The 19222-nt window shown below is 44.8% G+C and carries 20 protein-coding genes; 9 read left to right on the forward strand and 11 right to left on the reverse strand.

Annotated features, from left to right (window positions below):
* Positions 1-81 precede the first annotated feature (81 nt).
* The 3 genes from BK127_RS08825 to BK127_RS08835 all read right to left on the reverse strand — a co-directional run bounded on the left by BK127_RS08825 (position 82) and on the right by BK127_RS08835 (position 2862).
* Positions 82-1074 (reverse strand): ABC transporter substrate-binding protein, encoded by a 993-nt coding sequence (locus BK127_RS08825; protein WP_076229676.1) that lies wholly within the window; start codon positions 1072-1074, stop codon positions 82-84.
* 34 nt (positions 1075-1108) lie between these two features.
* Entirely contained in the window at positions 1109-1687 is a 579-nt protein-coding gene (locus BK127_RS08830) for a nitroreductase family protein (RefSeq protein ID WP_076229677.1), read from the reverse strand.
* 179 nt (positions 1688-1866) lie between these two features.
* A complete protein-coding gene (locus tag BK127_RS08835; RefSeq protein ID WP_256711232.1) occupies positions 1867-2862 on the reverse strand; it encodes an RluA family pseudouridine synthase in 996 nt (331 codons plus the stop codon).
* 376 nt (positions 2863-3238) lie between these two features.
* On the opposite strand from BK127_RS08835, the gene BK127_RS08840 reads away from it, so the two are divergent.
* Together BK127_RS08840 and BK127_RS08845 are read left to right on the forward strand one after the other, a co-directional pair.
* Entirely contained in the window at positions 3239-3469 is a 231-nt protein-coding gene (locus BK127_RS08840) for a hypothetical protein (RefSeq protein WP_076229678.1), read from the forward strand.
* A gap of 113 nt (positions 3470-3582) precedes the next feature.
* Positions 3583-5346, forward strand: a complete 1764-nt coding sequence (locus BK127_RS08845) for a B12-binding domain-containing radical SAM protein (RefSeq protein WP_076229679.1) — start codon at positions 3583-3585, stop codon at positions 5344-5346.
* Between the two features lie 210 nt (positions 5347-5556).
* On the opposite strand, the gene BK127_RS08850 is transcribed toward BK127_RS08845, so the two are convergent.
* Positions 5557-6258 carry a hypothetical protein gene (locus tag BK127_RS08850; RefSeq protein ID WP_076229936.1) on the reverse strand — a complete coding sequence of 234 codons (702 nt, stop codon included), beginning with the start codon at positions 6256-6258 and terminating at the stop codon, positions 5557-5559.
* Positions 6259-6494: 236 nt separating this feature from the next.
* Between BK127_RS08850 and BK127_RS08855 the strand changes: the two genes are divergently transcribed.
* The gene (locus BK127_RS08855; RefSeq protein ID WP_076229680.1) at positions 6495-8276 is read left to right on the forward strand and encodes a helix-turn-helix transcriptional regulator; all 1782 of its coding nucleotides are present in this window, start codon (positions 6495-6497) and stop codon (positions 8274-8276) included.
* A gap of 129 nt (positions 8277-8405) precedes the next feature.
* Here the strand turns inward: BK127_RS08855 and BK127_RS08860 are convergent, their stop codons facing one another.
* The 5 genes from BK127_RS08860 to mnmL form a co-directional block, all read right to left on the reverse strand.
* A complete protein-coding gene (locus BK127_RS08860; protein ID WP_076229681.1) occupies positions 8406-9023 on the reverse strand; it encodes an NUDIX hydrolase in 618 nt (205 codons plus the stop codon).
* Between the two features lie 91 nt (positions 9024-9114).
* A complete protein-coding gene (locus BK127_RS08865; protein WP_076229682.1) occupies positions 9115-10083 on the reverse strand; it encodes a type I phosphomannose isomerase catalytic subunit in 969 nt (322 codons plus the stop codon).
* 65 nt (positions 10084-10148) lie between these two features.
* Entirely contained in the window at positions 10149-10727 is a 579-nt protein-coding gene (gene mnmM, locus BK127_RS08870) for a tRNA 5-(aminomethyl)-2-thiouridylate-methyltransferase MnmM (protein WP_256711233.1), read from the reverse strand.
* 20 nt (positions 10728-10747) lie between these two features.
* Positions 10748-11518: a c-type cytochrome gene (locus tag BK127_RS08875; RefSeq protein WP_076229684.1), complete on the reverse strand. Its 771-nt coding sequence runs from the start codon at positions 11516-11518 to the stop codon at positions 10748-10750.
* A 121-nt stretch (positions 11519-11639) separates the two neighbouring features.
* Entirely contained in the window at positions 11640-12596 is a 957-nt protein-coding gene (mnmL, locus tag BK127_RS08880; RefSeq protein ID WP_076229685.1) for a tRNA modification radical SAM protein MnmL/YtqA, read from the reverse strand.
* A 183-nt stretch (positions 12597-12779) separates the two neighbouring features.
* On the opposite strand from mnmL, the gene BK127_RS08885 reads away from it, so the two are divergent.
* Complete coding sequence (locus BK127_RS08885; RefSeq protein WP_076229686.1) at positions 12780-13376, forward strand: hypothetical protein; 597 nt, start codon at positions 12780-12782, stop codon at positions 13374-13376.
* Positions 13377-13513: 137 nt separating this feature from the next.
* Complete coding sequence (gene trmB, locus BK127_RS08890) at positions 13514-14230, forward strand: tRNA (guanosine(46)-N7)-methyltransferase TrmB (protein ID WP_076229687.1); 717 nt, start codon at positions 13514-13516, stop codon at positions 14228-14230.
* Positions 14231-14312: 82 nt separating this feature from the next.
* Here the strand turns inward: trmB and BK127_RS08895 are convergent, their stop codons facing one another.
* Positions 14313-15446 carry an MGDG synthase family glycosyltransferase gene (locus BK127_RS08895; protein ID WP_076229688.1) on the reverse strand — a complete coding sequence of 378 codons (1134 nt, stop codon included), beginning with the start codon at positions 15444-15446 and terminating at the stop codon, positions 14313-14315.
* A 74-nt stretch (positions 15447-15520) separates the two neighbouring features.
* Positions 15521-16048, reverse strand: coding sequence for a phosphatase PAP2 family protein (locus tag BK127_RS08900; protein ID WP_076229689.1), 528 nt, complete (start codon positions 16046-16048; stop codon positions 15521-15523).
* Between the two features lie 583 nt (positions 16049-16631).
* Here BK127_RS08900 and BK127_RS08905 point away from each other — a divergent pair.
* The 4 genes from BK127_RS08905 (at position 16632) to rplT (ending at position 19221) form a co-directional block, all read left to right on the forward strand.
* Entirely contained in the window at positions 16632-17867 is a 1236-nt protein-coding gene (locus BK127_RS08905) for a glycosyltransferase family 2 protein (RefSeq protein WP_076229690.1), read from the forward strand.
* A 207-nt stretch (positions 17868-18074) separates the two neighbouring features.
* The gene (gene infC / locus BK127_RS08910) at positions 18075-18590 is read left to right on the forward strand and encodes a translation initiation factor IF-3 (RefSeq protein ID WP_076229691.1); all 516 of its coding nucleotides are present in this window, start codon (positions 18075-18077) and stop codon (positions 18588-18590) included.
* A 24-nt stretch (positions 18591-18614) separates the two neighbouring features.
* Positions 18615-18818 (forward strand): 50S ribosomal protein L35, encoded by a 204-nt coding sequence (gene rpmI / locus BK127_RS08915; RefSeq protein ID WP_076229692.1) that lies wholly within the window; start codon positions 18615-18617, stop codon positions 18816-18818.
* Positions 18819-18861: 43 nt separating this feature from the next.
* A complete protein-coding gene (gene rplT, locus BK127_RS08920) occupies positions 18862-19221 on the forward strand; it encodes a 50S ribosomal protein L20 (RefSeq protein WP_076229693.1) in 360 nt (119 codons plus the stop codon).
* Position 19222 lies beyond the last annotated feature (1 nt).

Below are 19222 nucleotides of genomic sequence, written 5' to 3' on the forward strand. Positions count from 1 at the left end.
ATAAGAGAGAATGAGCCCACGGCTCATTCTCCTATGCGTTACTTCTATTCCATTAATAAATATGAAATGGAGCTGAACAGTCTATTTGATCTCAAAATATTTATAAAGATCATCCAACAGCGATTTGGCTGCCGTACTGCCTGCACCCAGATTCCATGTCACAACATCGACTTTAAAGTATTTACCGTTTTTGACGCCCTTAAGGTCTTTCCAGAGAGGATGTGAGGTCCATTCAGATTGAGTTTTTCTTGCATTTGATCCATCATCCACCTGAGACGTAATATCAAAGATATAGTCGCCGTCCAGCTGTGGCATTTGCTCCTTGGAGGTCAGATTGATCACGGTTTTACCCTCAACCTGCTGTGCCTTTGGTCTTGGCAATCCGAGCTCCTTGAAGATGGTGCCTGCAAAGCCGGTTGAGTAAATCCGAGCACTGCCATCCCGCTCGAAGCGAATAATCGATACTTCGGATTTGCCGATTCGATCTCCCATTTTTTGCTTAAATGTAGCGACTCCTGTATCCCATTCCTTGATGATTTTTGCTGCTTCATCCTGCTTATTTAATGCTTCCGCAGCAATGTTCAGATTTTCCTTCCAGGAAAATAAATCACCCACAATGATGGTCGGAGCTATGGAATTAAGCTGTGGATATACTTTCTCATTCCTGGTTTTTTGCCCGATGATCAGGTCAGGCTTAAGAGCGATAATAGCTTCGATATTCGGCTGCAATTCATCACCGAGGTTCTTAACCCCATCCATTTTCGAACCCAAATACTTGTACCACGGTTTTTCATCCCACGATTCTACCGCGCCTACTGGCTTCACGTTTAAAGCAGTAGTGATGTCTACCATGCCGCTGAATAGGACAACAACGCGTTCAGGTACCTTTTTCAAGGTAGTGGTCCCCATGGTGTGGGTAATGGTTTTGTCATAAGCAACGGCTGGCTTGGACGACGCTGCATCCTTTCCAGGCGTAGTGCCAGTGGCTGCGCCTGTAGAGGCAACTGGACTCGATCCGCAACCAGCGGCAAACAATAATACAACGAATGCTAATAATAAGTGCAGCTGTTTCATTGGTGTTCCCCCTTGTTAAACTTTTGTTGCAAGCTTACAGCTTGTCATGTATGGTCAGAATTTGCTGGGCATCCTTGCGCGGACGCGGCGGAGGAATGAGCTCCGGATAGCCAATGTGCAGCAAGCCGACTATTTTCTCACCTGGCTGCACCCCTACAGTCTCCCTGAAGCCAGGGTGGTAATTAAAGTTATTCGTCTTCCAGACGACGCCAAGTCCTTGTTCCCATGCGGCAAGCTGAAAGGTCTGTATCCAGGCGCTAGCGGCTGCATAATCCTCATCCCACTGCTTTTGACGGGAATCCTCGTTCATTACCACAATCAAGTGCATGGGCACATGCAGAAAATAATCCATTTTCTTTTGAGCATACTTAACCCGATCTTCAGCACTATAGGTATCGACCATAGCTTTGGCCAGTGTGTCACGTGCTTCTTCCATATAAAGAATGAATCTCCATGGCTCCCGGACTCCATGAGTCGGTGCCCAGGCAGCAACATTCAGCAGCTCGATCAGTAGTTCTTTTGAAACAGGATCGCTTTTGAACTGACGAATCGAACGTCGCGATTTTATCAAATTAGCCATTGCACCTGTACTTTGAGTATGTAATGATTCCATGAATGGGTAACCTCCTTTTATAGCTCTATATAATTGATAATGATTATCATTAATCCTTATCCATCATAAAGATGATTTTGGTGATTGTACATATCTTAATTTGCCTGATTGGCTGGATTATTTTGTCCCGACTAATGAATAAAAAAAGAACCCATAGGTATGGGCTCCTTAGGTTAAGGCTATAGGCTGGCATGAGGGGATGGGCGAAACGGGTGCAAAAACATTTTGGGAATCGCCGTTTCGAAGCGCAGCAGCTCCCCCTTGGTCGGATGTATAAAGGCTAGAACGCGCGCGTGCAGACCGAGTCTGTTAATGATTTTCGACTTGGAGCCATACTTCTTGTCACCGACCACAGGATGACCGATGTCCTCCATATGAACACGAATCTGATTTTTGCGGCCTGTTTCCAGATGAATATCCAACAAAGAGAAATTTCCGTTCGTTTGGACCAATCGGTAATGGGTTATCGCTTGTTGTCCATCATTGGGGTACTGACTGGAGTACATCTTAAGTGTGCTGCTTTCTTTGAGCCATGAGGTGATCGTACCTTCAATTTTTCGCACCTTGCCTTCAACCAGAGCTGTGTAGGAACGCTCCTTGACCATGTCCTGCCATGCGTTTTGCAAGGTTTGCTGAACCTTCTCGCTTTTGGCGAATACCATCACTCCGGAGGTGTCGCGGTCCAGTCGGTGAACGATGAAAATACGGTTGCGCGGATTTTCTTCACGAACATGCATCGTAAGCTGACGATAGGCTGTGACCTCGTCTTCCTTGTGTGTCGCTGAAACTGAGAGAATACCGGAATCCTTGTTAATGACGATGAGATCCTCATCCTCATGCAAAATAGTGAGACCCAATATAGGTGATGCCTGTGCGGATTTATCCTTGCTAATACTGACGATATGCCCGGGCTTGAGCGCAAAATTATAGGTGGTTATAGTCCGATCATTCACTGAAACCTGCCCGCGGGCCAGAATGGATTTAACTGAATTACGTCCCATATTGGAGAGATGCTCCAATAAAAAAGTCAGCAGCTCCGCGGGCTCGGCTACCTTGAAGACGATAGGCTTGGAAGGACCCTTATGTGAAGTAGTCGGCTTATTAGAAATATTCGCTTTGCTAGCTGGGCGTGGATTTCGATTTGCGCCTCGATTGGCTTTGGGTGGTTTACTCATTAGGTAGTTGTCGCTCCGATTCATTGGTTTATTCAGTTTATTTCTTTACTATACCATGTTCGGCAGGACGGGAGAAGGTCATGCGCAGTGAATGCTAAATCATATACTCGAAGGTGGGTATGAGGACCCCATAGTAACGACTTCGTGACTACTCTGTATGGACATCAGCATAATCTTGCTTTATTTGACATAATGAACGCTTTCCATGCATAGAATAAACTTTACCGGGAATCCTACAAATAGAAGGTAAACGGTAATAATTCGGTAAATAGTGGTAAATCATCCTAAGTTAACAGAGTGTTCACACTAAGTTAATACTGCGTTCATGTTGGTGGCTTACACTTAGTCCGTAGTGAATGAAAGAGGAGGGAAATTAATGATTTTATATCAAATGGCCAAACGGATGGAGCAAAGAAAGAAGCTTCAGCATACGATTGAGCAATCCGAGGGTATTATGGCACAGCAGCTTGTCACGCAAAAAGAACAGGTTGAAGCACAGCTTATGACGCAGGCGAATTACTGGGCAGAAGAAGGCAATGACGATTTCATGTTAAGTGCAATGGTTCCTGAGGTCGGCGGTATTCAAACAAATACAGCAGGCTTGTAGCTGGAAATGGAATTTACCTTACGAGGTGTTCCATTTCTTTTTTTTGTATTCGGCATCTTTTCCGTGTAAAATAGGGTTGCATGAATCCTGTAAAGTAAAAGAGGTTATTTCGCATGAAAATCGTATTATCGACGCTTAACGCCAAATTTATCCATACATCGCTTGCCCTCCGTTATTTGAAAGCCTTCTGTGGCGACGACTTTAACATAGACATTACGGAATATACGATAAAAGATCCGGCGATGAACATTGTTTCGGATTTATTTCAACGTCAACCTGATGTGATCGGTTTCTCCTGTTACATCTGGAATATCGAAGAAACGATTACCGTGATCAGCATGCTGAAGAAAATTAATCCTCAGCTTATTATTATTTTAGGTGGTCCTGAGGTCTCTTATGATACCGATTATTGGATGGAGAGACTGCCGCAGGTCGATTATATCGTGATGGGTGAGGGAGAAGAAACCTTCCATCATTTGCTGAAGGAAATTAGTGGGGATCGTGCGTTCTACAGTGTATTCGGGACTGCTTATCGCAAAGAGGGCAGAGTTCTGATCAATCCGCCGCGGCCAAAGCTGAAGCTCGACGATATCCCGTCACCACACCGATTTGCCGAAGATGTTCCGAGCCTGGCGAACCGTGTCGTTTATTTTGAAACGAGCCGTGGCTGCCCGTTTAGCTGTCAGTTCTGTTTGTCTTCAATTGAAGTGGGTGTTCGTTATTTTGACATCGATCGGACAAAAAACGACATTCTGTATTTGATCGCATCCGGTGCGAAGCTGATCAAGTTTGTGGACAGAACCTTTAATATCAAGCGCGATTATGCGATGGACATATTTGAATTTCTCATTAACAACCATCAGGGCTGTGTGTTCCAATTTGAGATTACAGCGGACATTATGCGACCCGAGGTATTGGAGTATTTGGCGGAAAATGCGCCGCCGGGTGTGTTCCGTTTTGAAATTGGCGTACAGTCCACGAATGATTTGACGAATGGACTTGTGAAGCGTCGGCAAAATTTTGCCAAGCTGTCGCGAACCGTGACCATGGTCAAGGAAAGTGGCAAGATTGATCAGCATTTGGATTTGATTGCCGGTTTGCCTGAGGAGAATTATAATTCATTCCGCAAAACGTTCAACGATGTGTTTGAATTGGGGCCTGAGGAGCTGCAGCTCGGATTTTTGAAAATGCTGCGGGGTACAGGCATGCGCGCTGACGCCGAAAAGTATGGTTACATGTATATGGACAATGCGCCCTACGAAATTCTGGGCAACGATATTTTGCCATTCTCCGATCTGGTAAGGATCAAACGGGTTGAGGATGTACTGGAAAAATACTGGAATTCACATCGTCTGGATCATACCGTGAATTATTTAATTCGGGAGCAGTTCCCTTCGGCTTTTGATTTCTTCCAGCAGTTTGGCGACTATTGGGAAACCCAGGGCTGGCAAAAAATCGGCCATCAGCTCGAGGATTTGTTTACCCGACTGCGTGCGTTTCTGATTCATCGGGGAACACAGCGGATGGATGTTATTGAGGGCTTGATGAAACTGGATTACTTCCTCAACCATAAGTACAAGCCTCGTAAAATATGGTGGGAATTTACTCTGAACAAAGCGGCGCAGAACGATTACTTACGCAGGCTTGTCCATAACCCGGAGGCCGTTTCCACAGCTTATGCTGAACTTGGTATCGGGGAGAAGGATATCCACAAGCACGTGATGATCGAGGTGCTTCCGTTCCGACTGGATACGTATCTGGAAACAGGGGAGCTTATCGCTGATGCAGAGCAGTTGCTTATCATTTATTTCCCGCCCGACACTTCGACTCGTGCAATGCACTTTACATTGTCGCTAACATCGGCGCAGGCGATGTAGGTCTGAGCTTTATCGTCCATATATTCAACAAAAAGCAGTCTTAACTAGAAAGTATAGTTTTTAGACTGCTTTTTGCGTTGTTAATCGATTATGGTTGGTTGTTCCGGGTTTCTTAAAAATTCAAAAATCAGTTTAATTTGGGATTCGGTATTTCTATCGGTGGAAAGGTTCGGTAATTGATTTTCGGAAATAAAGTCATGATACCTGCTATTATTTTTTCTTTTGAACTACGGTACCTTTCACATCACCAATCTTGATTTGCCCGTTACCGGATTGTGTAATCGTGGCGTTCTGACCCACATGATTTAAATCCAGTGTCCCGTCTCCGACATCAATGATAGCCGATCCCTCTACCTGATCTACATCGATCTGTCCATTGACATTCTTAATCTCAATATCTGAAGTGATTTCATATAGCTTCAAATTCCCATCTCTGCTCGTTATAGTAAGGGGTCCCTTCGTATTAGCTACATTGATATTTCCATTTATATTATCGACTTTCACTCCGGATGACATATCCAATATCCGAATATTGCCGTCCTTATGGGATAGGATCTCTATTTGAAGGTGCTTCGGAGCCTTAATTTGAAGATTAACAGTTCCTGAGCCCATTGAAAGAAATTGGCTTTTAAAGGAAGCATTCAAATATGCAGTGTCTTTCTCATCGTTCAGATCAAGTTTTAGATTATCCTTGTTAATATTTTTAGAAGTGACATCAGCCGTAACTTGAATGCTATCAGAGTCCGTAGTTCCAACAATCTCAATTTCCCCATTTTTGTTATCAATGACCAATCTCTTGAGTTCACTTGCTTGCAATACAAGGTTTTTCTCACCCCATGGTTCCTCTTTTAAACCGCATGCTGCAAGAAGAAACAGCAATGATAAAATGATTACACATTGAAACCTTTTCATGTTCTCTCCCCATTTCATTTGTTGTAGGTATAGACTGTTCCTTACCCCCTTTAACTAAAGATTGGAATAAGATATAATTTCCATATTCATTTGAGTTCATCAGCTTCGACATCAAACTACCAAAATAGCTGTCATATTGCATAGCTACAAAGCGTCATAATCTTGATATGACAGAGAATAAATGGTTGTATAGGGTATCTGTCCCAACAACTTTAATGATGATCGGAGGTGCATACATGCATTTAAAACAATGGTCTTGGCAAGATTGGACCATGCTCACCCTTCGCCTATTATGGGTAGTAGCTGTGATTATTCTTATGTATCTGGACAAACCTGATTTCCCTTTTGGGTTCGTGTTGGCTGCTCTTCTGGTTTGCAACCTGGTCCCTTTTTTGTTTGTGAGAAATAACTATTACCTTTATCTGATTGCAGAATGTTTACTTGCTGGTGGTGTATCGCTTATTCTTGCTTACAGCTACGAATTACTACGTTTGTTTCTTCCTGCTCTTTTTACGATAGCATTCTATAGCAGAGGCAAAACGCACTGGCTCACATTGCCTGTTACAGTAATTCTGTTTATGTTAAGTTCGCGTGCAAATGATGGTGTGTCGTCGTTCTCCCATCCTTTCATTTGGCAAAGCTTAACCGATGGGCTCATAGTATATGGTGCTAGCTTCGCTCTTCACAAAGGTGCGGCAGCCATCAATACCATTCAACAAAAGCTTGCCTTGATAAAGGAGCAATATAGCATTCTAGAGCAGCATTCTTTGCAGATTGAAAGAATGACGCTACTGGAAGAAAGATATCGTATGGCTCGAGAACTACATGATTCGATTGGACATAACTTTACATCTCTGATTCTGGGCATGGAAACATTAACGCCTCATATTCATACTAATGTAGGCAAAACCAAGCTCCTGGGTATGCTGGAACTGGCAAGAACCGGGTTACAGGATATCCGCCTTCAAGTACACCAAATAGACCCTGTAGAAGAAACGATGCCTCTCGTACAGGCCTTAATGCAAATGATAGATGAATTTAAAATCAATACGGGCGTCCGCGTTTTCTTCCGCACGAGGGGTGAACCTTATCATGTAATGAAGCAAGCCAAGCTTGTCTTGTACCGTTGTTTGCAGGAATCTCTGACCAATGCGAGTCGACATGGTCAGGCGAGTTCTATTCAGGTTATCCTACAGTATGATCCTGCCCAGGTGATGCTTCAGGTACATGATAATGGAATGGGTAAGGAACACATTCAATATGGATTTGGCCTCACAGGTATGAGTGACCGTCTCGCTGCACTGCAAGGTAAACTCTATATTGATTCACAGATAGATGAGGGCACAATGGTCACTTGTACCATTCCAAATCAGGCGAATGAGGGTAGCCAGCAGATTAAAATCTTAATCACTGATGATCAGCCGTTGATTCGTGAAAGTCTGGGGCTACTTTTAGGGGAGGAAAAGGATTTTCAAGTACGGGTTGCCGGAAACGGAAAACAAGCGATTGATCTCTGCGAGCAGGATAAACCTGATATCGTATTGATGGATATCAACATGCCGGAAATGGATGGTTTGGAAGCCACCAAAATAATTAAAGAAACATGGCCGAATATACGAATCATGATGATTACAACCCTAGAAGGTGTTTCTTATGCAGCGGAGGCTCTTCGCTTAGGGGCGGAGGGTTACTTGCTGAAATCCATTCATCCTAAAGAATTAGCAGCGACCATACGGATTGTCAATAGCGGTGGTACGATGATTTCACAGGATGTGGCCCATCAGTTGTTTCAATATCAGAATGTGGATGTAGCCCTTAATCCCTATGATTTAACGGAACGGGAACTGGACGTTCTACAAGGATTAATAGAGGGACTTCGAAATAAAGCAATCGCACAGAAACTACATTTGTCCGAAGGTACGATTAGAAACTACATTTCTTCAATCTACTTGAAGTTACAGGTGGCAGACCGCAATGAGGCAGTAGAGAAGACTAGAAATGAACATCTTATTTTGTAATGGTATTGTATGTATCAATTTTTTCTGGTTTTTAATACTAGATGACTCTAAAATTGTATATAAAGGAAAGGATAGTAAAAAAAGCAGTCTTAACTAGAAAATATAGTTTTTGGACTGCTTTTTGCGTTGTTAATCAATTATGGTTGGTTGATCCGGATTTCTTAAAAATTCAAAAATCAGTTTAATTTGGGATTCGGTATTTCTATCGGTGGAAAGGTTCGGTAATTGATTTTCGGAAAAAAACTGAATATCCGTTGTTTCTATTCCTGTTATTGGAGCTCCCCCGATAATCTCACAGCGAATAAAGATTTTGTAATAATGGTAAGGCTGAGGCGGGTGTGGATGTTTAGTGCTGTCAAAAATAGCGAGCAGTTTCGTGACCTTTACCTCATATCCAGACTCCTCCTTCAATTCCTTGATTACATTTTCAGAGGGGGATAGGCCGATATCGCAAAAACCGCCAGGTAAAGACCATCTATTGTTATTGCTTTCTCTTACCATTAAAATTTGATCGTCTTTAAATACGACTCCGCGAACATCCGCTTTAGGCGTTTGAAAACCGGTTTCATTCGTAAATAAGTCATTGATCTTGTCCATCTCTAATCCCGTGTAGGTCTGCATAATTTCCGCACTAATGGTACGCAGCTCGGTGAACCGTTCAATATCAAAGGGATCTTTGGAAAAGGTTAACCCCGCTTGCGATAAAAATTGTATCCTTTTTGCCCAATCCAGCCATTGCAAGCTCATTACGAACACACCTCATTGAAAAAGCATCTGAGAGCCATGTATCAGGGGGCCATTCAGATGCTTAGTTTATTTTGTATCATACAAGTAAGAATTAAGGCAGATAGCTTCTTAGAACCGTCATCGATCCCGTGAGCGTATACTCGCCTAAATTGGCAGGAATCAGATAACACTCACCCGGTTTGACAGACTGCTGCTCTCCATCGCCCCATTCAATCGTCCCAGATCCGTCACAGATCACATGAACGATAAAGCTTTCCGGCGTTGTTTGCAGCTTCCATGACTGTTCAACCTTGCCCTTTTCAGTAATGAAAAATGGTGATTGAGCTAAGGTCAACCATTGATTGGATGATTCCAAATTGGTTTTCATAAAAGTAGCTCCGGAATTGGAGTAAGCAATTACATTTAACGAGTCTTCAATATGCAAGTCCCGAGGCTTGCCGTCCAGACCTAATCGATTGTAATCATACAAGCGGTATGTACTGTCGGAATTTTGCTGAATTTCGGCAACAAGTACACCTGCACCCAAAGCATGTACAGTACCTGAAGGAATGTAGAAGGAGTCGCCGGTTTCAACTGTAATCTCATTCAGCGTATCCATAATCCGATTTTCGCTAATTGCCTGAGCCAATTGCTCACGGGTGACCCCATCGTTCATGCCATAAATAATTTTGGCTCCTGGCTTGGCGTCAAGAATATACCACATTTCTGTTTTGCCCAGCTCACCTGACGGCAGCCCTTGATAAGTGTCGTTAGGATGAACCTGAACGGACAAGTCGTCTTGACAATCCAGCAATTTGATCAATAAAGGGAACCGGCCATTCTTCTCGGAAAATCCTTTGCTGCCAAAAAACGTCTGACCGTATTGTTCACGGACTTCGTCCAGACCAAGGCCTTTAAGTGAACCATTAATAACTTTGGTCGTACCGTTAGGATGATCGCCAATGGCCCAAGCCTCCCCGATAGGGCCCTCCGGTAATTCTAGCCCGAATTGCTCAAGTGCCCGACCTCCCCAAACACGTTCTTTCAGTTCCGGTTGAAATAATAAAGGATATGGTTTCATTCGATTCCCTGCTTTCTCGCATGAGTTCTGCTTCTTTATGCATATGTAGCCTACCTTACATTATATCAATCGAGCTTCAGCTTTTCTACCGCGATCAAATAGGGAGGATGATTTCTTTGATTCATGAAACGGTATTCCAGCACCTGAAACTGTTTTTGCGGTAGCTGTTCGGCCCAGGCTCGAACGGCTGCGGCCTCATCTTCGCCACCTTGGTGTCCTGTATACAACACGATAGTCAGTATACCGCCTTTTCTTAAGCTGGCTGCGGCAGCCTGCAGCGCGGGAATGGTAGCGGATGGGGTTGTAACAGCTTGATGATCGCCTCCAGGCAGGTAGCCCAGGTTGAACATAACCGCTCCAATCCGTCGCTGCGCGGCTTCCGGGACATGGGATTCCAGCTCTGCATGACTGCACAAATGCAGCCGGACATGGGAATAGTCCGGCTGCTCTTGGGCCAAGCGTTGTTTAGTTGCGGTAATCGCTTGCTGTTGAATATCAAAGGCATGTACAGTGCCTTCATGACCTACAAGCCTTGCGAGGAAAAGCGTGTCGCCCCCATTGCCAGCAGTAGCATCGACTACCGTGTCTCCGGGTCCCACAAGCTGCTGGACCAGCTTGTGGGCATAGTTAAGAATAGATAACAAACCGAACCCGCCTCCATCGATTATTTTTTGCTGGCCAGCCAGCTTGCCAATGATTCAACCTCATCGGTCTTAAGCATATCTTTGAATGCTGGCATCACCTTTCCGCCACCATTTATTTTGGCAATTAATTCATCTTTATTTCTTTTGGAACCTACAGCCGATATATTGGGACCCATACCGCCTTGCAGTTGATCTCCATGACAAGCCATACAGTTGTCCTTGAACAGCACTTCTGCTTTTGCAGCAGCCGCGGTGGTGACCGGTGCTTTGGTTTCTGCGGCTGGCTTGGGCGCATCCACGGGTGCTACAGGTGCCGGGGCAGGACTGGGAGCAGGTGCCGCTTTGGGCTGCTCTTGCACGGGCTGTGCTTCCGGCTTCACAGCCTCCGTCTTGGCCGGCTCTGACACGGCCACCTTAGGCTCTTGCGTCTGCGGTGCAGTCGGCTTGACGACCTCAGGTGTCGCTGCCTTCGGCTGCTCTTGCACCGCTGCAGGTGCGGGCTTGACCTCGGCGGCACCTGTTGGCTTCGCTGGCTCTGGCGTAGGCGTCGCAGCAGGTTTCGCTGGTTCGGCTGCGCTGCTAGCCGCTGTACTGCCAGAGCTGGTACCGCTTGGTGTGTTAGCTGGCGGTTTAGCCTCAGTCTCAGACTTTGGCGGAGTGACAGCCGCGCTTGGGCTCGCCGGGCTCGGTGTAGAGCTTGCTTGCTGTGCAGCAGGCTTGTCACTGCTGCATCCGGCAATAGCCAATACGGTTAACATACAGGTCCATACAAACAGGTTACGTTTCTTCATTAAATAGTCACAGCTCCTCACAAGTAATTAAATTCATGCTCAGGTTGATGCCTGGATCATAACGCCTACTCAGGTAACGTATAGCAGATGTTATTCGGTTCAACCTATCATGAAAATAATGTCAGGAGCAGATGAATTTCTTACCTTGATACGTATCCCGATTTCGCAGCTCCGCGTCGATAGCGTTAAGCACTTCCCATTTTTTTAGGCTCCACATCGGGCCGATCAGTAAGTCGCGAGGTGCATCACCGGTAAGTCGGTGGACAATCATTTCCTGAGGCAGCAGTTCAAGGGTGTCAACCACAAGCTTGACATACTCGTCCATTTCCAAAAAGCGCAGCAGTCCTGCCTCATACTGCTTTACCATCGGCGTTTTACGCATTAGATGCAGCAGATGGATTTTAATACCTTCCACGCCCATATTGGCTACAACGCGACCAGTTTCAAGCATCATTTCATGGGTTTCACCAGGAAGACCATGAATAATGTGGGCGCAGGTCCGAATATTGTGCTTTTTAAGCTTGGCTACCGCATCGGTATAGCACTGCGTATCATGAGCGCGATTAATCAGCTTGGAAGTTGATTCATGAACAGTTTGCAGGCCCATTTCAACCCACAAATAGGTCCTTTCATTCAACTCGGCCAAATATTCGACAACATCATCCGGCAAGCAATCCGGTCTTGTGGCGATAGATAAGCCAACGACCCCTGGCTGCTGCAAAATGACTTCATAATACTCACGCAGCTCGTCTACAGGCGCATAGGTGTTGGTATAGGCTTGGAAATAACCGATATACTGCGCATCAGGCCATTTTTTATGCTGCAGATCGCGAATTTTGTTGAATTGTGTAACCAGATCATCACGGCGGCTGCCTGCAAAATCTCCGGAGCCGCGCGCACTGCAAAAGGTACAGCCGCCTGTGGCAATCGCACCATCCCGGTTTGGACAAGTAAATCCGGCGTCAAGCATTACCTTAAAAACCTTGCTGCCAAACACGCGGCGCATTTCGGTATTCCATGTATGAAATCGCTTGTCACCCCATTGAACGGGGAACGCTGTTTCTTGAATTTGATTCATGTTACAAAACTCCTTCTTGTGGCAAATCCATAAATGCAATCAGCTCCATTTTAACGTATATTGAAGCGGTTTGCGAACATTTCCCATAGCAAAAGCCCCCTGCATGTTCAAAGAATACTTCATGCTCTAATCGACCATGCTACATTTGTACCAAACAAAACAATTCGAAGGGAGAATCATTCAATGAACAAGTTTAGCAAGCTGGTGATTGTGTTGGCCCTGACTTCAACTATGGGGTTCGGTACTCAGGCTTTTGCAGAGATGGGGGTCAATAGCTCGACTACAGGCAGCAGCGGTACGGGTACGCTAAATGCTTATGGAACGGGGACTACGACGACGGGTACGGATGGTATGGGAACAACGGGTACAACAACAGGCACAGGTACCTATGGTACAGGAACAACAACTGACACAACCGGAACTTATGGAACTGGCACAACGGGAACGGGTACAACTGGATATGGTACTACAAGTAGCACAACACCCGGTGCCTATGGAACTTATGGCACAGATGGAACAGGTACAGGTACTACCAATTATGGCACCACATTAGGCAACACCGTTAGCAACAAGACCCATCACCTGCTTGACCGAATGAACACTTATAGCAATACAAATGCGAACACAAAAGGGTATGGCGGCAATTATGATACTTATAGCTATCGTGCCAATGCGGATACAACGACAAAAGGTACAAACTGGGGTTGGTTGGGATTACTTGGTTTGTTAGGTCTGGTCGGGATGCGTGGCGGGAACCGTAACGAATCGGACATTAAATAATTTTTGAGATAAGAACGGCGGCTGCCTTCAAGCTGATGGCGGCCGTCTTTTCATAAACTACCTATTTAGAGTATAATCATTCCTGAGCGGTTAGTTCGTGTGTAAGATAATCGTAAGTTTACAGCCGGAGGATGATTATGCGTTTACGAGGAAGAAAAGGAATTCGAGAAGCACTCATAGCACAACCAGAGCTTATTATATTGGAGCCTGCCACTTATAAAGGAAAATGGAGCTCGTTATTTGGCAATAATAATCCAATTCATGTCGAGCTTGGAATGGGGAAAGGCAAATTTATTAGTGAGCTTAGCTATCAGAACCCTAATATTAATTACATAGGCGTTGATATGTACGATGAGCTGCTGCGTAGGGCTGGTGAAAAAGCAGAACTGGCACGTGCCGCGGATGGAGGAAGTCTGGATAACCTCAAGCTGGCATTATTTAATATTGAAAAAATCGAGGAGATCTTCGATAACAGCGAGCTGGAACGGATTTATTTGAATTTTAGCGACCCGTGGCCCAAAAAACGACACGCCCGCCGTCGATTGACGCATGCCGGATTTGTGCGCAAATATATCGAAATTTTGAATGAAAAGGGCGAAATTCATTTTAAAACTGATTCACGTTCTCTTTTCGAGTTTTCGTTGAATTCATTTGCAGACATGGGTCTGCGTATGCGTAACATTTCACTCAATTTGCATGGAGAAGGCGTTCGTACCGATTTGGTTTTAACTGAATATGAAACCAAATTTTCGGAGCAGGGTGTTCCTATTCATCGGTTGGAAGTGGTGATTGGCAAGCAGGCGATGGATCAGCATCTACAACAGCTGGCTGATCTGGAGCGTTCGGAGGAGTAGTGGACGTTCGAAATACAAAAAAAAGCATGCAGGCTCTCTATCGTAGAGAACCTGCATGCTTTTTGTAGCTGAGGGAGCATTCTCATGAAGAACTCACGTTAACCCGCAGCATCTCCATAATCGCTTGTGAGCAATCGGCTGGATGATAGGCATGGTTATGTGAGGTTGGGTTCGACCGTGCTTTGGACAGTTCGGAATACCGATCAATCAACTGTTGAAACCATCGGTCGATGGTTGCGTCCGATTTAATGGGCTCTCCATACCCGTGCTGGGTGAAGTAATCCATATTCTCTTCCTCTTGGCCGGGAATCGGTTGGTAGAATAACATCGGAATCCCTTTGGATAAGCCCTCGGTACAGGTCATTCCACCGGGTTTTGTAATCAGTAAATCGGACACTTCCATCCATTTATCGACTTCGCGCGTAAATCCCATCAATCGAATATTTTCATGCTGAAACCGTTCATCGTGCGATAATTCAGCTAGTGCCTTATCGTTACTGCCGAGACAAATAATCAACTGTATCTTTTCCCGCCAGTCTGTGAAGTGGTTCAACGATTCCTTCGTGTTCATTAACCCCCAGCCGCCACCCATAACGAGAACCGTCGGCATGGCCTTCAAGCCAAATTGTGAGCGCAGTTCTTCACGATTATGGGGCTCCCAAAAATTCGGATGAACAGGTATCCCCGTCACCTCGATAGCTTCGGGCTGCACACCGCGCTTCAAAAGCTGATCCTTAACGTTAGAGCTGGATACCAAATATTTGTTAACCTCAGAGCTTACCCAGGTGCCGTGCGCATCATAATCCGTAATCACCGTACACAAAGGAACATTTAAGCCAGCTCGCTTTAATCTTGAGATCACCGCATTGGGAATCGGATGCGTGCAAACGATCGCATCGGGTCGAAGCTGATGAACAACAGCGGCTGTCTGTGCATAAAAAATTCGGTGCAGAGCTAATTGAGCAAAACGGTTTAAAGACTTTTTATACTGGGAACGATACATGATCCCATACAGCTTGGGCTGTGTGGTGACGGTTTTGCGGTAAGCAGTAAGTATCCAAGGAGCCAAAGTTGGATTGAGAAAGGAGCCGAGCTCCAGTACACGTGTCTGAATATCGGGCGAGAGCATACGAAGACTGACTGACAGTGCCTGAGCAGCTTGTGTATGCCCGGCTCCAAAGCCTTCGGATAATAACAAGACCCTTTTTTTACGCATATGCGTTTCACCATACCTTGTTACAATTGGATTTACACAAATTTAACATTAATCATTTTGAATCCAAAAAGCAACTATGTGAATAATACGACAGCTCCGAATGCGGCAGCGGTGCCGATGATACAGCCAACCAGACAGTCCGACGGGTAGTGCAGTCCCAGATACATGCGCGATATGCCCACTAAGGATGCGACTGGCAGCAAAACTGTGCCTAACCAAGCGTTTGCATAGAAAAGCGGAATCGTAATGGAAAAGATGGCTGTAGTGTGTCCTGAAGGAAACGAATGATCCGTTAACGGATTTTTGTATGTATTCGTATCCTTGAGAACAAGATAAGGTCGAAGCCGCGGATAGTTTTTTTTGAACAAGGCGACTGGCACATGACTGACGGCTAACGCAATACAGCTCTGCATGCCTGCCAGACGCCAGCTGTCATGCCCGAATAAGCTCAAGCACAATGCGGCTGTCACCGTGAAGGTTGCACCTCCAAGGTGGGTAATCATATTGAAGAAGCGATCCAGGTAAGTACGGCGCATCCTTTTGTTAATCCATAGAAACATACGGTTCTCTTGCTGCTGCAGCCAGGACACGAAGCGTTTCATTCCAGTCACCTCCTGTTTAAAAGTATATAAGGTGCACAAACCGATCAGTAATGATGTGAATATAAGGTGACTTTTTTGATCATCTTTTATAACCAGCATATACATACCTACTCCATATTATATACTTCGTTTGTTATTGGAGTATTAACCGCATATAAATACCGTTTAAACATCTAGGCAGCGGCAGCAGGAACAGGGAGCTTACGCAAAATTTGTGCAAGCAGTAGAATTATTGTATCATAAAAGCTGTGTATCGACCCCAAAATACAGGCTGGCGCCCTGCAAAAACTTGAGAAAAGCTGCTATCGGTCAATTAGTACTAATGAAAATCGCTGAGAATTGATGAAAAGACGGAATAAAGCATGGATGGCAAAGAACACGACCCTAATTCCTTATAAAACACTGATTATTCATAAGATCCGGCTTATTCCGGCTATAAGGCGCTTTTGACAAAGTATAGGAAAGAGAGGAAAATCATATTCGGTTGTTTGGAAAAAAAATATAAACCAACGAAGCTTATACATGCCTAAGCATGATAGACAGAGAAAACTTTGGGGTACATAACAAAAAAGGGGGATTTTAAATGCTGGACAATGTCATACTGGTTATTCAGGTTGTCTTGGCGCTGATTGGGGTTTATCAGCTCTTTTTGACGTGCTTTGGCTGGTATCGGGTCAAGGCAAAGCCGCAATTTGCACCACAAAAATCATTCGCTATTCTGGTCGCTGCTCATAACGAGGAACAAGTGGTCGGTGCGCTGATCGATAATTTGAAAAAACTCGATTATCCGAAAGAATTATATGATGTATTCGTAATTTGCGACAACTGCACAGACCGTACAGCCGATATTACCCGCAGCAAGGGAGCCTATGCATGTGAACGTCACAATCTCAAGCTTCGTGGTAAAGGCTATGCCATTGAATGGATGCTGAAGGAGCTTTGGAAGAAGCCACGCAGCTATGATGCCATCGTGATGTTTGATGCGGACAATCTGGTGAACCCGGATTATTTGACACTTATGAACAATGACTTGTGTAACGGCTCCAAGGTTATTCAGGCTTATCTGGATACCAAGAACCCGAACGATTCATGGATTACTGCGGCTTATGCCGTAACCTATTGGTATTGCAACCGTCTATGGCAGCTTCCGCGCCAAAACCTTGGCTTGGCTAACTTCCTTGGAGGCACGGGCATGTGCTTCGATACGAACCTGCTGAAGGAAATCGGCTGGGGCGCAACCAGTCTGGTTGAGGATCTGGAGTTCACCATGCGTTGTGTACAGCGTGGCATTAACCCGACATTTAATTATGATGCCAAGGTATACGATGAAAAGCCTCTGACCTTCAAAGCTTCCGCCAAACAGCGTCTTCGCTGGATGCAAGGACATTTTGATGTAGCACGCCGTTATTCCTTTCCTTTGCTGTGGCAGGGTCTGAAGGAAGGCAGCTGGTCGAAGCTCGACACAGGCCTATATGCACTTAACGTATACAATGTGCTGATCGGTTCGTTAGTTACGATTGTTTTGTGGACAGATAGGATTACACCAGGTCTGCCCTACCTTCAATCTTTATTTGATTACTCACCGCCGGTTTTCATGACGATTGGAATATTAAGCTTTATTCAATTCCCACTTGCGCTTATTATTGAAAAGGCAAATTGGAAAACCTATTTGTATTTAATCCCGTTTCCGCTGTTTATGTTATCCTGGTGGCCAATAACCGTCTATGCGTTTTTCACGCAAAATAACAAGCAGTGGAGCCATACTGAGCACACGCGTGTCATTCGGTTGGAGGAAGTACAAAGCAAGCAGGTTAGCTAAATAAGCAATTGACTTTGTAAAGCATATTATGATATGATGACCTAGTTGAAAAAGAAGAGGCGCCCGCTTCTCACCTGACTGACCTTGAGTTGGCTGGTTATAAAGCTAGAGTGAATGTGAATTTGGTAATTGATCACTTAAACTTTAACAGACGTGGGCGTTCGCTGCCCGCGTCTTTTTTAATTTAATCCATGGAGGTGGCAAGTTATTAGTACAGAGCATTTAATTAACGAGGATATTCGAGTGAAGGAAGTACGCTTGATCGGTGGGGACGGAGAACAACTCGGAATCAAACCTATTCGCGAAGCACTTCAGATCGCACAGGATGCCAATTTGGATTTAGTTAATGTTGCTCCAACGGCTAAACCGCCGGTTTGCCGGATTATGGATTACGGGAAATTCCGCTATGAAACACAAAAGAAAGAAAAGGAAGCCCGTAAAAATCAAAAAATTGTTGAACTTAAAGAAGTTCGCTTGAGTGCAACTATCGATGAGCATGACTTTCAAACGAAGCAGCGCAATGTTGTGAAGTTTTTAAATGAAGGCGATAAAGTGAAATTGAGTGTTCGTTTCCGTGGCCGTGAAATTGCTCATGCAAGCATAGGGCAAAAGGTACTGGAGCGGATGGCTGCCGAAGTTGAGGAACTATCTATCGTCGAGCGTAGAGCTAAGCTTGAAGGTCGCAGTATGATTCTGATTTTGGCACCTAAGCAGCAAGCATAAATTTGAAGGAGGACTCCACACATCATGCCGAAAATGAAAACACACAGCAGCCTTAAAGGCCGCTTTAAGATCACAGGTACAGGTAAAGTTATGAGATACAAAGCTCACAAAAACCACTTACTGTCCGCAAAATCCAATCGTCAAAAACGCGTATTGGGTACTAATCCAGTTATGGCTGCTGGTGACGTTAAACGTTTGAAACAACAATTGGGCAACATCAAAGGCTAGTTCTGCATCTTTATCCCACTTAAATTTCTGGAGGTAATGAAATATGGCAAGAGTAAAGGGCGGGTTCGTAACTCGTCGTCGTCATAAAAAGATTTTGAAGCTGGCAAGAGGTTATTTTGGTTCCAAGCATCGTTTATTTAGAACAGCAAATCAACAAGTAATGAAATCCTTGCTGTATGCTTACCGTGACCGTCGTACGAAAAAACGTGATTTCCGCAGACTGTGGATTACTCGTATCAATGCTGCAGCTCGTATCAATGGCTTGTCTTACAGCAAGTTCATGCATGGTTTGAAGCTTTCCGGTATCGAAGTTAACCGTAAAATGCTGGCTGACCTGGCTGTTAACGATCTGAACGCATTTAACGATCTAGCTACTGCAGCTAAACAAAAAGCGAATGCTTAAT

Source organism: Paenibacillus sp. FSL H7-0331, assembly GCF_001956045.1.

Coding starts and splice junctions, on each gene's coding strand:
- BK127_RS08905 (WP_076229690.1), top strand. CDS start 16,632: ATGCTGGACAATGTCATACTGGTTATTCAGGTTGTCTTGGCGCTGATT.
- rplT (WP_076229693.1), top strand. CDS start 18,862: ATGGCAAGAGTAAAGGGCGGGTTCGTAACTCGTCGTCGTCATAAAAAG.
- mnmL (WP_076229685.1), bottom strand. CDS start 12,596: ATGAATCAAATTCAAGAAACAGCGTTCCCCGTTCAATGGGGTGACAAG.
- BK127_RS08830 (WP_076229677.1), bottom strand. CDS start 1,687: ATGGAATCATTACATACTCAAAGTACAGGTGCAATGGCTAATTTGATA.
- BK127_RS08875 (WP_076229684.1), bottom strand. CDS start 11,518: ATGAAGAAACGTAACCTGTTTGTATGGACCTGTATGTTAACCGTATTG.
- trmB (WP_076229687.1), top strand. CDS start 13,514: ATGCGTTTACGAGGAAGAAAAGGAATTCGAGAAGCACTCATAGCACAA.
- BK127_RS08855 (WP_076229680.1), top strand. CDS start 6,495: ATGCATTTAAAACAATGGTCTTGGCAAGATTGGACCATGCTCACCCTT.
- BK127_RS08825 (WP_076229676.1), bottom strand. CDS start 1,074: ATGAAACAGCTGCACTTATTATTAGCATTCGTTGTATTATTGTTTGCC.
- BK127_RS08840 (WP_076229678.1), top strand. CDS start 3,239: ATGATTTTATATCAAATGGCCAAACGGATGGAGCAAAGAAAGAAGCTT.
- BK127_RS08850 (WP_076229936.1), bottom strand. CDS start 6,258: ATGAAAAGGTTTCAATGTGTAATCATTTTATCATTGCTGTTTCTTCTT.
- BK127_RS08885 (WP_076229686.1), top strand. CDS start 12,780: ATGAACAAGTTTAGCAAGCTGGTGATTGTGTTGGCCCTGACTTCAACT.
- BK127_RS08845 (WP_076229679.1), top strand. CDS start 3,583: ATGAAAATCGTATTATCGACGCTTAACGCCAAATTTATCCATACATCG.
- rpmI (WP_076229692.1), top strand. CDS start 18,615: ATGCCGAAAATGAAAACACACAGCAGCCTTAAAGGCCGCTTTAAGATC.
- BK127_RS08865 (WP_076229682.1), bottom strand. CDS start 10,083: ATGAAACCATATCCTTTATTATTTCAACCGGAACTGAAAGAACGTGTT.
- BK127_RS08895 (WP_076229688.1), bottom strand. CDS start 15,446: ATGCGTAAAAAAAGGGTCTTGTTATTATCCGAAGGCTTTGGAGCCGGG.
- BK127_RS08900 (WP_076229689.1), bottom strand. CDS start 16,048: ATGAAACGCTTCGTGTCCTGGCTGCAGCAGCAAGAGAACCGTATGTTT.
- BK127_RS08835 (WP_256711232.1), bottom strand. CDS start 2,862: ATGAGTAAACCACCCAAAGCCAATCGAGGCGCAAATCGAAATCCACGC.
- BK127_RS08860 (WP_076229681.1), bottom strand. CDS start 9,023: ATGAGCTTGCAATGGCTGGATTGGGCAAAAAGGATACAATTTTTATCG.